Consider the following 13,458-nt stretch of genomic DNA (forward strand, 5'->3'; position numbering starts at 1 on the left):
ATGAGCATGCTCACTCCCCCTGGCATGGGCGGCCGGTACAAGATCACGGGGGACAAGTACCCGCGGATGCGACCGGTCCGACGACGCGGCCGGCTCGCGTTCGCCGGCGTCGCCTGCGTCACCGTGCTCGGAGTGCTCGGCTGGGGCACCCTGCAGCTCATCGACGTCTTCACCGGCGGCGACAAGGCCTCGGCGGCCGGCGCCGCGGGCTGCTCGGAGGCCACCGCGAAGGCGAGCGCCCCGCCCGCCGCGGTGGCCGTGCCGAAGCCCGCCCAGGTCACCGTCAACGTGTTCAACGCGACGACCCGCGGCGGCCTCGCGCAGAAGACCGCCGACGAGCTGAAGAAGCGCGGCTTCCGCGTCGGCGACGTGGGCAACGCGACCGAGGAGTACGACAAGAAGGTCGACGGCACGGGCGTCCTGCTCGGCCCCGCCGCCGCCCTGAAGACCTCCCTGCCCGTCCTCGGCACCCAGCTCCCCGCCGCCGACCGCCGTACCGACGCGGCCCGCAGGGGCCCCGCCGTCGACCTGATCATCGGTAACGGCTTCAAGGAGCTGACGAGGAAGGCGGACGCCGACGCGGCGCTGGCCAAGCTGGCCGCGCCGCGGCCGACGCCCGCCGTGGAGAAGAAGAGCTGCTGAGCAGCCGTACGGGACCCTGACGGGCCGGCACGAGACCCTGACGGACCGGCACGAAACCCTGAAGGACCGTACGAGGCTCTGAAGGCCTACTCGGCCGCGCCGTACATCCGGTCGCCGGCGTCGCCGAGGCCCGGCACGATGTAGCCCTGCTCGTTGAGGCGCTCGTCCACCGAGGCCGTCACGACCGTCACCGGGGTGCCGGCCAGCTCGCGCTCCATGAGTTCGACGCCCTCGGGGGCGGCGAGCAGCACCACGGCCGTCACGTCGTCGGCGCCGCGCTTGATCAGTTCCTGGATCGCCGCGACCAGCGTGCCGCCGGTGGCCAGCATCGGGTCCAGGACGTACACCTGACGTCCGGAGAGGTCGTCGGGCATGCGGGTCGCGTACGTGGATGCCTGCAGCGTCTCCTCGTTGCGCACCATGCCGAGGAAGCCCACCTCGGCGGTCGGCAGCAGCCGCACCATGCCGTCGAGCATGCCGAGACCGGCCCGCAGGATCGGCACCACCAGCGGGCGCGGGTGGGAGAGCTTGACGCCGGTGGTCGGGCAGACCGGCGTGTGGATGTCGACCTGTTCGGTGCGCACGTCGCGCGTGGCCTCGTAGGCGAGCAGGGTGACCAGCTCGTCGGCGAGACGTCGGAAGGTCGCGGAGTCGGTGCGCTGGTCGCGCAGCGTGGTGAGCTTGTGAGCGACCAGGGGGTGGTCGACGACGTGGAGACGCATGTCCCCCACAGTAACCGGGCCCCGGAAGCCCGGCGTCCCCGCGGCGGACAAGCCCCTGCTCACGGCTCCACCCGTTCGCCCGCGTCAAACCGTTCCTATTCAGTGTGCAGGAGTGAGTGCTGGACCCATTCCTGCACGCTGCGGACATCCCGAACGGTGTTGGGTGTCCTGGTCGCCCGCTTTCGCTCCGTGTCCGGTTTCACGGATCGTGTCCGTGGTCCGGGAATACGGGGGCGGGGTCCCTCACGCCCAGGGGTTTCCGGTGGGGCCTGGACGGTCCGATGCCCGCATCCATCGCTCTGGTGGGTGCGGGGCGGTGCCGTCCGACGCCTGACCGGGTAGCCCTGGGCGCGTCGTCCGATCGCGATGCTCGCGGCATCGTGCCGGGTCGTCTTACGGGTTTGGCTGGTGAGGGGTTTCTGCCAGTGCTGGGCGCCCCACTTCGAGGTGTAGGCGGGGTCGACGGCGATGACCGTGATCCCGGTCTGGTCGGCCATGGAGGTCAGGCGGGTGCGGAGGCGGCCGGTGGGCATGCCGGAGATCAGCTGCCTGAACTGTTTCCTGCCGCCGTGTTTCTCGCGGGTCGTCTCGGCGGTGAAGTCGAGGTCCTCGACGGCGATGGCCTTCACGCCGCAGGCCCGGGCCCAGTTGAGGAGCCGGGTGAGGGCGTGGCGGACCTGCGCGTCCCGGTGTTCGGCTGGTCCGGTGAGGTTGTAGGTGAAGCGTCGGGGACTGCCTACCGGGTTGCCGTGGGTGTCCAGGCGCCAGGCGGCGAGGTGGCCAGCGTTCATGTCGACGCCGATCACACCGCCGGCCAGCGCAGCGGCCAGGGGGAGTGTGGGGGTGACGGGCTGTTGCCAGGACGCCGTTACATACCAGCGGCCGCGGACCACGTCGTGGTGGATGCGGTAGGCGACAGCTCGGTTGGCTGTCACGCGGTCGGCCCATTCCTGTCCGCGGTGCGCGAACCGGATGCGGCCGGTGAGGACGTACCGGCCGTGCGGAGCATTGGCCCACTCCTTGAGCGGGGCGGGCAGCTTGATGCTGACCTCACCGTCCGGGCTGACACGCAGGGTCTCGTTCCCGAACCGTTTGCCGCTCTCCCCGTCCGCCTGCAGGAACCAGCGTGCCGCCTCCCAGCGCTCACGCCACTGGGATACGGACAGCTGCGCGGCGGGCAGGTGATGCCGGGTGCGCGCCAGGTGCTTGCCGCCCCGCACCACGTGCACGGTCCCGGCCGCCCAGTCGGCGCGTGCCCGCTCCAGCCGGGTCTCCAGCACCCGCAGGCGGCGGGCCTTGGCATGCCACTCCTGCCTGCTGCGGTAACCACCCGGGGCCTTCTTCGAACCCTTCGAACCGACCGGCAGCGACAACCGCTGCCGCACCATCCGCACCCCCGCCTCCAGGGACTGCAGGTGGGCACGCTGACAACGGCGGGCCAGCGCCCACTGATCATGCGTGGCCTTCGTGATCGAACCCGCCCACCGGGCCGACGACTGCGGTGTCAGCTCACGCTTACGCACCGCCCACGCCCCGGCATCATGCCCCAGGCCATCCCGGCAGCGCGCCTTGAGATCACGCGAGGCCAGGGTGCCCAGATGCACGCCCACCCGCCGCAGCACCTCCACATCCACCGCGGTGAGCTGCCCCAGCCGGGTCCGGACCGCAACCCCCGACGGGCCCAGCTCGACGAACGGCGCCGCCAGCTCCCGCAGTCCACCCATCCCCCACCCCCGCCAAGCGCCACACCCTGAAAACCCGATCACCACACCCAACGAGCAGACCAGCCAAAGGTCACCCATTCGATACACGGACTCCCGTTCCCCCGGACGCAACAAAGCGCAGCCCACGGACCACACCCACACCCGCACTCACTCACACACGCCAGAACACACTCATACACACTCAGAGACGAGCAGTTCCACACCCCCCGGCCGGGGGAAGGCGGGAGGGACGGACACTGGGTGGTGAGACTGTGCCTGACCGGGATATCCACGACACGCCGTCCCCCGGCAAGAAGCCGGGGACGGGACGCGGGACGGAGCGGAGTGCGGAACGGAGTACGGAGCTGGAGAGGGACGCCGAGCGCCGCCGGCGCCGGGCCCAGTTCCTGCGCGACCTGACGGAGGCCCGCGAGCTGCGGGACCGCGTCCGGCCGCGCCGCGCCAAGGCCGCCCGGCTGCGCCAGGCGATGCGCATGCGCACCTTCCGCTGGTAGCTCCCTGGGCGTTTCCCTGACCCGGCCGGGGAAGATCGCGCGCCGCGCCGACGTTACGACGACGGACGTACACGAGCGCCGCGAGAATCCGCGTACGATCCGCACGTGGCGGCGACGAGACCCGTACCCCGGCCGAAACTGCCGGACACAGGGCGCCGAAGACGTCCCCTGAGGGCCTTGTTTCTGCCACGATTCCGAGTGGGTGGGCTCGGAGCACCGCTCCCCCGCCCGCAGCCTCCGCCGGGGGGACCTCCAACCGGCACGCCTATGACCAGTGGGAGAGTCACGGTGTACTTCGCCGCACTGCTCGCGCGCACCGAAGACGGGTGGGAAGCGAGCGACACAGAGCTCGACGATGTGGAGACCCTGTCGGATCTGGCCGACCTCGCCCGCGAGGCCGCACCCGACGACGACACGGTGCTCGTGCTGATCGAGCAGGAGGACGCGTGGTTCGGAGTCGTCCGGGTGGACGGCGAGGAGGACCCCCGTATCTACGTCTCGGACGCCGCCGCGGCCGCCCGCAGCAGCTACGGCGAGATCCTGCTCACCGACGAACTGCTCGGCCGGGAGCCCGGTGACGACGGCGACGACCTCGACGCCCTCGACCTCGACGGCACGGAGGACGGCACCTCCGACGACGAGGACGACGAGGACGGCGCGGCCGGCGGTGAAGCGGCCGCGGGCACGGGTGACGCCGTGCCGCACGGCCCGGTCGGCGACGCCGAGATCCTCGGCGACCTCGGCGTGAGCGAGAAGGAGCTGCGCTCGATGTCCGGGGACGCGGTCGGTGAGATCGCCGAGGCCCTGGGCGTCTCCGACGTACTGGAGGCCGTCCGCTGACCGCGCCGGCCGAGCCGGCCGGAGGGGGCCGGGAGGAAGAACCGGCGGACCGTCACGTGCCGCTCGACCCGGTCCGCGACCGGTGGCGGACCGCGATGCGGCTCGCCCTGGCCGAGGCCGGGCGGGCCGCACGGGGCGGAGACGTTCCCGTCGGCGCCGTCGTGCTGGCACCGGACGGCCGCACCGTGCTGGCGGCCGGGCACAACGAACGCGAGGCCACCGGCGACCCCACGGCCCACGCCGAGGTCCTCGCCGTCCGGCGGGCCGCCGCCGGGCTCGGCGAGTGGCGGCTGGCCGGCTGCACGCTCGTCGTCACCCTGGAGCCGTGCACGATGTGCGCGGGCGCGCTCGTGCAGTCCCGCGTGGACCGCGTCGTCTACGGCGCCCGCGACGAGAAGGCGGGCGCGGCCGGCTCCCTGTGGGACGTCGTGCGCGACCGGCGCCTCAACCACCGTCCCGAGGTGGTCGAGGGCGTACTCGCGGACGACTGCGCCCGGCTGCTCACGGACTTCTTCCGCGACCGCTGACCGGCACCTGCCAAGCCGCCCGGAATCGATTTCGACCACGCCGCAGTCTGTTGTAAGGTCTCTCTCGGTAGCGTGTCCGAGCGGCCGAAGGAGCTCGCCTCGAAAGCGAGTGTGGCGCAAGTCACCGAGGGTTCAAATCCCTCCGCTACCGCTGATGACACCCTCTGGACCGTGGCGACACGGACCAGGGGGTGTTTCGCATGCCCGGGATCGGATCGGGAGGCGAACGGTAAGGCCCGGCAGGATCCTGGCCGCATTCGAAGTGGACCGGCGGGAGAGATATGCCGTGGCGAGCGTTGCGGAACGGATGCTGTTGGTGGGGCCCGGGGACGAACTGCTGCGGTCCGCCGTGACCTCCGGGTTCGACCTGTGGGTGGTGCAGGAGCCCGGCGAACCCGTGCCCGCCTCGGTGCGGGTGCAGCGGGTGTTCGTCGCGGGCCCGGCGGCGGCTCCCGACGGAACGCTGCACGCCCTGCTGGCCGGGCTCGTGCGGCGGTACGGCATCGGACAGGTGCTGTGCGGTCCGCATGCCGGGCCCGCCGTACGGGCCGTCGTACGACGGCTCCGGCGGGAGCTGTCCGGGAGGCTCTGGCACGACCCGGCCGCGGAGCGGCTGAGGCACCCGGTGACGCTGCGGCGGCTGCTGCTCGGAGGAACGCGACCGCCCGTGCGGGCCGAGGAGGCAGCCGACGGGGACGAGGCGCGAGCGGCGGCCGAGCTGTTCGGGCCCCCGGTCGTGATCAAGTCCCGGGGCGCACGGGCCGATTGGCGGGAGACCGCCGTCGTACGGGACGTGGAGCACCTCACCCTGTGGGCGAAGACCGCGGAGGACGGACCGCACCTGGTCGAGGAGTTGCTGACCGGGCCGCTGTTCCGGATGCGGACGCTGTCGCTGGGCGGGATGCACCACGTGGTGAGCGTGGTGCGCCTGCCGGGGGACGGCGGCGGGGACCGCACGGCGCCGGAGGCGGTGTCCGCGATCCGCTCCTGCGTACGGGAGTTGCTCGATCTGGCGGGATTCGCCAACGGGGCGCTGTGCACCGACGTCGTCCTCACGCCACAGGGGCCCCGGATCGCCGGGTGCGCCGACGGGGGCTCCGAGCCGCGGTAACGGCCGGCCGCGGGGGCGGTAACGAGAAGGGATCGGTTCGGGAACCGCGGCCAGCAGCATCAGTGGTGTCGAGAGCGGCCGGCACGGTCGGCCGCCGCAAACCACCCGTGGGGGGACACCACATGCGCAGCAAGGTATTCGCACTGAGCGGGATCGTCGCGGCTCTGACCCTGGTGCTCGGCCTGGAGGCCGCGGCGGAGCTCTCCGCCCCGGCCGGGAACTCCGTCCACCAGATCGCCGGCGACGAGGCCAGCCCGCACACGATACCGGCGTGAGTGCGCCCCACGGCGCATGACGCGAACGCCCCGCCCGGGTCACCGGGCGGGGCGTTCGTCGTTGTGCCGTTCGTCGTCGGCGTTCGTCGTGGGGGCCGGTCCCTGTGCGCGGTCAGCGTTCGCGCAGCCGGTGGGTCATGGCCAGGTCCGCGACCAGGGCTTCGGCGGCGGTGCGGTGGGCGGCGGCCGCCGCCTCGTCGCCCAGTGCCTGCGCCGCGCTCGCCAGACCGGCCAGCGCGTGCCATTCCTCCAGGCGCAGGCGGGCCGCGGTCGCGCTGCGGCGGGCCCGCTCGTGCAGCGCGCGGGCCGCCTCGTGCTCCCCCGCGTGGAAGTGGAAGCGGGCCACCACGTTCTGCGCCTTGGCCTGGCGCAGGGGCGCGACGGTCTCGGTGGCGAGCGCGAGGGCCCGCGCGGCGAAGCGGTGCCCGGCGGCGGTGTCGCCGAGTTCCTGGCCGACCCGGGCGGACAGGGCGAGCAGCAGGGCCCCGTCCCCGGCCGGGATGCGCTCGTCGCACAGGGCGCGGGCCCGGGCGAGGGTGGCCCCGGCCGCCGCGTGGTCGCCCAGGCCGACCTGGGCGAAGGCCAGGTCGGTCAGCGAGACGACCTGGTTGTTGAGGTAGCCCAGGCGCTCGGAGAGCTCGGCCGCCTCCACCGCGGCCTCGGCGGCCTCGGTGTGCCGGCCCAGACCCTCGTAGGCCGTACTGAGGGTGCACAGGATGTCGGCCTGGTTGCGCACCGCGCCCAGCTCCCCGGCGAGCGCCAGCGAACGCCGCAGGTGGGTCAGCGCCTCCTCGTGGCGGGCCCGCGTGGCGTACAGGGTGCCCAGGACACTCTCGGCGTGCGCCTCGGTGAGCCGGTTGCCGGCCCGGACGGCGACGTCCCGGGCCTCGGTGACCGTCGCGATGCCCTCCTCGGACAGACCGAGCTTCCAGCAGGCGACGCCCAGGTTCGACAGGGCGTTGCTGAGCAGCCACAGGTCGCCGGTGCGGCGGGCGGCCGCCGCGGCGGTCCGCGCCACGTCCGCGTACTCGGCGAGGTGACCGCGGGCGTTGAGGTGGAAGACGAGGTTGCGGGCGAGGACGGCGGCGTGCCGGTCCAGGCCATGGCCGACGGCCAGCGCGGTCGCCGCGAGCAGCCCCTCGTGTTCCTGCGCGAACCAGGACCGGGCCGCCGCTCCGTCGCCCAGCGGCGGCAGCTCGCCCCCGTACGGCTCCAGCTCGGTGGGGTGCTGCTTGCGGCCGGGGAAGAGCACCTGGCAGGCCGCCTCGGTGGCGCAGACGTAGTAGGTGAGCAGCCGCCGCGCCACGGCCGCCGTCTCCTCGCCCGTGGTGGGCAGTTCCCGGGCGAAGCTGCGCACCAGGTCGTGGAAGGTGTACTGGCCGATGTCGGGCTGCTGGAGCAGGTGCACGTCCAGGAGGTGTTCCAGGATGTCCTCCGCCGCGAAGAGGTCCAGGTCGAGCAGGGCCGCCGCCGCGTGCGCGTCGATCCGCGCGCCGGGGTGCGTCGCCAGCAGCCGGAAGGCGGTGCGGTGCCGCTCCGGCATCGCCAGGTACGACAGGCGCAGGGTGGCCGCGACGCCCCGTTCGCCGGAGGTCAGCTCGGCCATCCGGCGGGTCTCGTCACGCAGCCGGTCGACCAGGTAGGCCAGGGTCCAGCGGGGCCGGTTGCGCAGCCGGGCGGCGGCGATGCGCAGGGCGAGCGGCAGGTGACCGCAGCGTTCGGCGAGTTCCGCGGCGGCCTCCGGTTCGGCGGCGGCCCGGTCCCCGCCGAGTATCTCCGCGACCAGCTCCGCGCTGTCCTTCGGTGGCAGCACGCCGAGGGAGAGCCAGGCCGCTCCGTCCAGGTCGACCAGGCGGGCCCGGCTGGTCACCAGCACCAGGCAGCCGGGCGTCGAGGTGAGCAGCGGGCGCAGCTGGACGGTGTCGACGGCGTTGTCCAGCAGCAGGAGCACGCGCTTGCCCGCCAGCGAGGAGCGCCACAGGGCCGCCCGGCTCGCCAGGTCCTGCGGCATGCGCTCGCCGGGGGTGCCGAGCGCGCGCAGCAGCACGTCGAGGGCGTTCTCCGGACGCATCGGCTCCTCGCCCGGGGTGAAGCCGCGCAGGTCGAGGTGGAGCTGTCCGTCCGGGTAGTCGGCGGCGACCTGGTGGGCCGCGCGGACGGCCAGCGAGGTCTTGCCGGTGCCGCCCATGCCGTCGATGGCGATGACCCGGGCGGGTGCCGGGCGGCCGACGCCCGTGGCCAGGTCGATGATGCGGGCCAGCTCGGTACGGCGGCCGGTGAAGTCGGAGAGGTCGTAGGGGAGGGTGGAGCGGATCTCGGTGGAGCGGATCTCGGTGGGGCGGGTCTCCGGGGCGGGGCGGTCGGGGGTGGCGGCCGCCGGCGGGCCAAAGAGGCCGGGTCTGTCGGGCGGGCTCGGGGCGTGTGGTGCGGGCGCGGCGGCGGAATCCTCTGTTCCAGCGGGCCCGGCGGTCCCGGCGGTCCCAGTGGTCCCGGCGGTCCCGGTGGGCGGCTGCTCCCGTCCCGCGTCCGGGACGCCCCGGGCTCCGTCCCCGACCTCGCGCAGTGACGGTTCTGCAGGGGCGGGCGGTGCGTCCAGATCCGGGCTGTCGCGCAGGATGTCCTCGTACAACCGGGCCAGCCGCGGGCCCGGGTCGACGCCCAGCTCCTCCACGAGGAGGGCACGGACCCGGCCGTACTCCTCCAGCGCCTCCGCCTGCCGGCCCGAGCGGTACAGGGCGAGCATCAGGTGGCCGCGCAGCGTCTCCCGGAGCGGGTACGCGGCGGCCATGTCGCGCAGGTCGGCGACGAGCGTACTGCCCTCGCCGCGGGACAGCCGCAGCTCGAACAGCCGCTCGGCGGCGGTGATCCGGCGTTCCTCCAGTACCGCGGCCGCGGCGTCGATCACCGCGCCGCCCGTCCCGGCCAGGACGGGCCCGCGCCACAGGGCGATCGCCGCCCCCAGTTCCCGTACCGCGTCCGCCGTGCGACCGCCCGACTCGGCGGCCGAGGCGGCGCGCAGATGGGCGCCGAACAGCAGCAGGTCCAGACGTACCCCGTCGGGAACGGCCCGGTAGCCGGGGCCGTCGGTCACGATGAACGCGCTGCCCGCGGGGATGCGCCGGCGCAGGTCGGCGACGGCCTTGCGGACCTGGTGGCCGGCGGTTGCGGGCGGGTGCTCCGCCCAGGCCGCCTCGACCAGCCGGGAGACCGGGACCAGGCGGCCGGGTTCGAGCAGCAGCATGGCCAGAACGCGTTCCTGGATGGCACCGCCGAGACGCAGCCGGCTCCCGTCCGACCAGCCCTCCAGGGGACCGAGCAGCCGGAAGGACAGACCGCGCACCGGCTCCCCGGCAGGCTCGTGAGCCTCGCCCGCCGGGTCGTGCGCGGCTCTGTACCCGCCGTTCCCCACGTGTGTGACTGCCATCGGCTCCCCCTGCCATATGCGGCCCGCCCCGGCCGGGCCCCAGGCCAGCGGGATCATAACGCTTGGCACAGCGATCGGTACGGGCTGCGACGAAATCCCCGGGCGGGCGGACGGTACCGCCGCGGGACGGGATCGGGAACGGCCCGCCGGATCCTGCTCGGGCAGGCAGGAGGCAGCGGTGGTGCGGCGGCGAACCCGCGGCACACCGCCCCTGATCGTCGGAGTCATCCCAAGGAGCATGAGCGTGGGCAGACCGGAAAAACCGCTGGCACAGGACGCCGGCCCGGCCACCGCCTTCGCCCGGGAGCTGCGTCGGCTCCGGGGTACGGCGGGCTCCCCCAGTTATCGCGAGCTGGCGCACCGGGCCCTGTTCTCCGCCTCGGTGCTCTCGGACGCGGCGGCCGGGCACCGGCTGCCGTCCCTCCAGGTGGCGCTCGCCTTCGCCGAGGCCTGTGGCGGGGACCGGGCGACCTGGGAACGGCGGTGGCGCGAGGCGGCGCGGGAGGCGGGCGGGGCGGCCGGGCCCGCCACGCAGGCCGTGCGGCAGACGGACGAGACGCGGCTGCGGGCCGCCGCCGTGCGGGCACTGCCACCGGTACCGGCCCAACTGCCGTCACAGCCGCGCCCGCTGGTCGGCCGCAGCCGGCAGCTGCGCGAGGCGCGGGCGCTGACGGGCCGGGACGACGGGCTCGCCGTCCCGCCGCTGCTGATCCACGGCCTGACCGGTGCCGGCAAGTCCGCGCTGGCCCTGCGGCTGGCCCACGAGCTGGCGGCGGACCTGCCGGACGGGCAGCTGTACGTCCGGCTCGACCCGGACGCCGACGGACGCAAGGACGCGCCGGGCATCGCGGGCGGGGTGCTGCGGTCGCTGGGCATCGCGCCGGAGCACATCCCGGACGACCCCGCGCAGCGCGTCGGGCTGTACCGCTCGGTGCTGAGCGACCGGCGGCTGCTGGTGGTCCTCGACGGCGTGCGCCACGAGCGCCAGGTGCGTGAGCTGCTCTTCGCCGCCGCGCACAGCCGGCTCGTCCTCACCGCCCGGTCCCGGCTGCTGGGCCTGGACGGGGTACGGCGGCTGGAGCTGCCCGTCCTCGACCGGGACGAGTCGATGGAGCTGCTCGGCTCACTCCTCGGCACGGACCGGCTGGCCGCCGCTCCCCGGGCCGGGCTGCTGCTCGCCGAGGCCTGCGGCGATCTGCCGCTCGCCCTCACCCTCGCCGGCCGGCGACTGGCCGCGCGTCCGGAGGCCCATCTCGGCGAGGCGGTCGCCGAACTGACCGCCGGTGACGGCCTGTCCGCCAGGCTGCGCGTGGGTGACGAGTCCCTGACCGGGCGCCACGACGACGCCTGCCGCGCCCTCGGCCCGTGGGCCCGGCTCGCCCTGTACCGCTTCGCGGCGACCGCACCGGCCCTCGGGACGGCCACCGCCCTCGCCCGCGTCCTGGACCACCCGGCGGAACCCGTCGAGGACCTCCTGGAGCGCCTGGTCGACGCCGGTCTGCTGGAACGGACCGACGTGCCCGGGCAGTACGGGATGCCGCGACTGGTCCGGCAGTACGTGCTGTCCCGGCCGATCCCCGCGGACCCCACCACGGACCTCTGGACGGACCTGACGGAGCCCGTGTCCGCCCCGGCCAGGAGCCGTCGCGCGGTCCCCACGCCCTGAAGCGGGCCCCGCCCTCGGCCCGAGGAGGGGGCCCGGGGCTCCGGTGCCCAAGGCCGCAGGGACGGGCCGCGCGGCCCGGAGCGCACACGACGGCACTCCTCTCGGGCGGCCCGCACGCCCGGGCCGCCCGCACCGCCGGGACCACCCGTACCGCCGCACCCGGCCGGCGGCGCCCTCCGGTACCGGCGAACCCGCACCGGACCCGCGCCGGACCCGCGCCGGACCGGGCGCGAACCGGACCGGCACCGGACCCGCATCCCCCGGCGCGGCCCCGCACCACCGACGCCCGACCCGACCCGTCCCGACCCGTCCCGACCCACGATCGCAGGAGGCCCCGCATGACCGCCCCGACTCTCGCCACCCCCGCCCACACCCCGACCCCCGTCGCCGCCCTCGCCGAGGAGGCCGTCGGGATCATCGTCGCGGAGGATCCGCTGGACGACGCCTTCGAAGGGTGCCCGGAGGGCGTCGGGCGGCTCGGGGATCCGGCGTGGGAGGCGCAGGAGGCGTTGCGGGCGCGGGCGGCGGAGGTGGCCGGGCGTGCGGGTGCCGTGCCGGCCGCGGACGCCGCCGAGGAGGTGACCCGGGCCGTGGTGGCGCAGCAGGCGCGGGCGGTCGCCGACCGGCTGTCGGTACGGCTCGTCGAGCACACGGTCGCCGACTACCAGACCTCGCCGATCGGCCGCCTGCTCGGTTCCCTGCCCGAGGTGCGGCCGACGGGGCCGGAGCAGGAGGCGGGCCATCTGGAACGGCTGGCGGCCGTACCCGCGTATCTGGCCGCGGCGGCCGAGCGGCACCGCGCCGGGCTGGGTGCCGGGCGGCTGCCGGTGGCCGAGCGGGTCCGGACCGCCGTCGCCCGGCTGGACGCGTACCTCGCCGACCCGGCCGGTGACCCGCTGCGGGCCGTGCCCCTCACGGCCCGGCACCACGCCGAGCGGGACCGGCTGATCGACGAACAGGTGCGTCCGGCGTTCGCCGCCTACCGGGACGTACTGCACACCGAACTGGCCCCCGCGGGCCGCCCCCAGGAGCGGCCTGGGCTGTGCCATCTGCCGGACGGCGAGGAGAACTACGCCACCCTCGCCCGTGTCCACACCACCACCGGCAACTCCCCGAAGGAGCTGCACGACACCGGCGTGGAGCTGCTCGCCCACCTCGACGAGGAGTACGCGCGCACCGGCGCCCAGGCCTTCGGCGGGACACCGGGCGCGCAGGAGGTGCGGGAACGGCTGCGCGGCGACGCCCGGCTGCGGTGGGGCAGCGCGCGGGAGATGCTCACGGCCGCCCGAACGGCCGTCGGACGGGCGGAGCTCGCAGCGCCCCGGCGCTTCGGCCGGCTGCCCGCTCGGCCCTGTGTCCTGGTCGGCAGCGAGGTGCCGGGGGCGCCCCAGGCCTGGTACATGCCGGCCGCGCCGGACGGCTCCCGGCCGGGGACGTACCACGCCAACACCGAGCGGGTGACGGAGCGTTCCCGGGTGCTCGCCGAGGCCACCGCCTTCCACGAGGCCGTGCCCGGCCACCACGTCCAGCTGTCCCTCGCCCAGGAGCTGACCGGACTGCCGCGCCTGCGCCGGATCGCCTGGATCAACGCCTACATCGAGGGCTGGGGGCTGTACGCGGAGCGGCTCGCCGACGAGATGGGCCTGTACTCGGGGCCGCTGGCGCGGCTCGGCATGCTCGCGATGGACTCGCTGCGGGCAGCCCGGCTGGTGGTCGACACCGGGCTGCACCACTTCGGCTGGCCGCGTGAGCGGGCGGTGGCGTTCCTGCGCGAGCACACCGTCCTCGCCGAGGTCGAGATCGGCAACGAGACCGACCGCTACATCGAGTGGCCCGGCCAGGCGCTGTCGTACATGACCGGCCGGCTGGAGATCCAGCGACTGCGGACCGGCGCCGCCCAGCAGCTGGGACCGGCCTTCGACATCCGTGCCTTCCACGACCTGGTGCTCGGCCAGGGGTCGCTGCCGCTGGACGTGCTGGGCCAGGTGGTCACGCGCTGGGCGGGGCGGCGCTGAGCGTCCGCCCGGCCCAGC

At 74.7% G+C, this 13,458-nt stretch carries 11 protein-coding genes and 1 tRNA gene; 9 read left to right on the forward strand and 3 right to left on the reverse strand.

What is annotated here, in order from left to right; translation table 11 throughout:
* Window positions 1–24: 24 nt before the first annotated feature.
* Entirely contained in the window at window positions 25–642 is a 618-nt protein-coding gene (locus ACH4F2_RS20690; RefSeq protein ID WP_398134276.1) for a LytR C-terminal domain-containing protein, read from the forward strand.
* A gap of 86 nt (window positions 643–728) precedes the next feature.
* Here the strand turns inward: ACH4F2_RS20690 and upp are convergent, their stop codons facing one another.
* Both upp and ACH4F2_RS20700 read right to left on the reverse strand, forming a co-directional pair.
* On the reverse strand, window positions 729–1,364 hold the full coding sequence (gene upp, locus ACH4F2_RS20695) for a uracil phosphoribosyltransferase (protein WP_398134159.1): 636 nt from the start codon (window positions 1,362–1,364) through the stop codon (window positions 729–731).
* A gap of 95 nt (window positions 1,365–1,459) precedes the next feature.
* Window positions 1,460–3,088 carry an IS200/IS605 family accessory protein TnpB-related protein gene (locus ACH4F2_RS20700; protein WP_398134160.1) on the reverse strand — a complete coding sequence of 543 codons (1,629 nt, stop codon included), beginning with the start codon at window positions 3,086–3,088 and terminating at the stop codon, window positions 1,460–1,462.
* A gap of 251 nt (window positions 3,089–3,339) precedes the next feature.
* Here ACH4F2_RS20700 and ACH4F2_RS20705 point away from each other — a divergent pair, with 251 nt between their 5' ends.
* The 6 genes from ACH4F2_RS20705 (at window position 3,340) to ACH4F2_RS20730 (ending at window position 6,335) form a co-directional block, all read left to right on the forward strand.
* A complete protein-coding gene (locus ACH4F2_RS20705) occupies window positions 3,340–3,582 on the forward strand; it encodes a hypothetical protein (protein ID WP_398134161.1) in 243 nt (80 codons plus the stop codon).
* Window positions 3,583–3,870: 288 nt separating this feature from the next.
* On the forward strand, window positions 3,871–4,422 hold the full coding sequence (locus ACH4F2_RS20710) for a hypothetical protein (protein WP_398134277.1): 552 nt from the start codon (window positions 3,871–3,873) through the stop codon (window positions 4,420–4,422).
* A gap of 95 nt (window positions 4,423–4,517) precedes the next feature.
* A complete protein-coding gene (gene tadA, locus ACH4F2_RS20715) occupies window positions 4,518–4,949 on the forward strand; it encodes a tRNA adenosine(34) deaminase TadA (RefSeq protein ID WP_398134278.1) in 432 nt (143 codons plus the stop codon).
* A gap of 66 nt (window positions 4,950–5,015) precedes the next feature.
* Window positions 5,016–5,100 (forward strand) — tRNA-Ser (locus ACH4F2_RS20720).
* A gap of 135 nt (window positions 5,101–5,235) precedes the next feature.
* Window positions 5,236–6,060: a hypothetical protein gene (locus ACH4F2_RS20725; protein ID WP_398134162.1), complete on the forward strand. Its 825-nt coding sequence runs from the start codon at window positions 5,236–5,238 to the stop codon at window positions 6,058–6,060.
* Window positions 6,061–6,182: 122 nt separating this feature from the next.
* On the forward strand, window positions 6,183–6,335 hold the full coding sequence (locus ACH4F2_RS20730; RefSeq protein WP_398134163.1) for a hypothetical protein: 153 nt from the start codon (window positions 6,183–6,185) through the stop codon (window positions 6,333–6,335).
* 112 nt (window positions 6,336–6,447) lie between these two features.
* Here ACH4F2_RS20730 and ACH4F2_RS20735 read toward each other — a convergent pair whose 3' ends face one another.
* On the reverse strand, window positions 6,448–9,759 hold the full coding sequence (locus tag ACH4F2_RS20735) for an AfsR/SARP family transcriptional regulator (RefSeq protein WP_398134164.1): 3,312 nt from the start codon (window positions 9,757–9,759) through the stop codon (window positions 6,448–6,450).
* Window positions 9,760–10,003: 244 nt separating this feature from the next.
* On the opposite strand from ACH4F2_RS20735, the gene ACH4F2_RS20740 reads away from it, so the two are divergent.
* Together ACH4F2_RS20740 and ACH4F2_RS20745 are read left to right on the forward strand one after the other, a co-directional pair.
* Window positions 10,004–11,425: an NB-ARC domain-containing protein gene (locus ACH4F2_RS20740; RefSeq protein WP_398134165.1), complete on the forward strand. Its 1,422-nt coding sequence runs from the start codon at window positions 10,004–10,006 to the stop codon at window positions 11,423–11,425.
* 338 nt (window positions 11,426–11,763) lie between these two features.
* On the forward strand, window positions 11,764–13,440 hold the full coding sequence (locus ACH4F2_RS20745) for a DUF885 domain-containing protein (RefSeq protein WP_398134166.1): 1,677 nt from the start codon (window positions 11,764–11,766) through the stop codon (window positions 13,438–13,440).
* Window positions 13,441–13,458: the final 18 nt, after the last annotated feature.

The organism is Streptomyces sp. NPDC017890, assembly GCF_044328675.1.
GTDB lineage: Bacteria > Actinomycetota > Actinomycetes > Streptomycetales > Streptomycetaceae > Streptomyces.

Excerpts from the sequence above, each read along its gene's own strand:
- ACH4F2_RS20690 (WP_398134276.1), top strand. The coding sequence starts at position 25 with ATGGGCGGCCGGTACAAGATCACGGGGGACAAGTACCCGCGGATGCGA.
- ACH4F2_RS20700 (WP_398134160.1), bottom strand. The coding sequence starts at position 3,088 with ATGGGTGGACTGCGGGAGCTGGCGGCGCCGTTCGTCGAGCTGGGCCCG.
- ACH4F2_RS20730 (WP_398134163.1), top strand. The coding sequence starts at position 6,183 with ATGCGCAGCAAGGTATTCGCACTGAGCGGGATCGTCGCGGCTCTGACC.
- ACH4F2_RS20745 (WP_398134166.1), top strand. The coding sequence starts at position 11,764 with ATGACCGCCCCGACTCTCGCCACCCCCGCCCACACCCCGACCCCCGTC.
- tadA (WP_398134278.1), top strand. The coding sequence starts at position 4,518 with ATGCGGCTCGCCCTGGCCGAGGCCGGGCGGGCCGCACGGGGCGGAGAC.
- upp (WP_398134159.1), bottom strand. The coding sequence starts at position 1,364 with ATGCGTCTCCACGTCGTCGACCACCCCCTGGTCGCTCACAAGCTCACC.
- ACH4F2_RS20735 (WP_398134164.1), bottom strand. The coding sequence starts at position 9,759 with ATGGCAGTCACACACGTGGGGAACGGCGGGTACAGAGCCGCGCACGAC.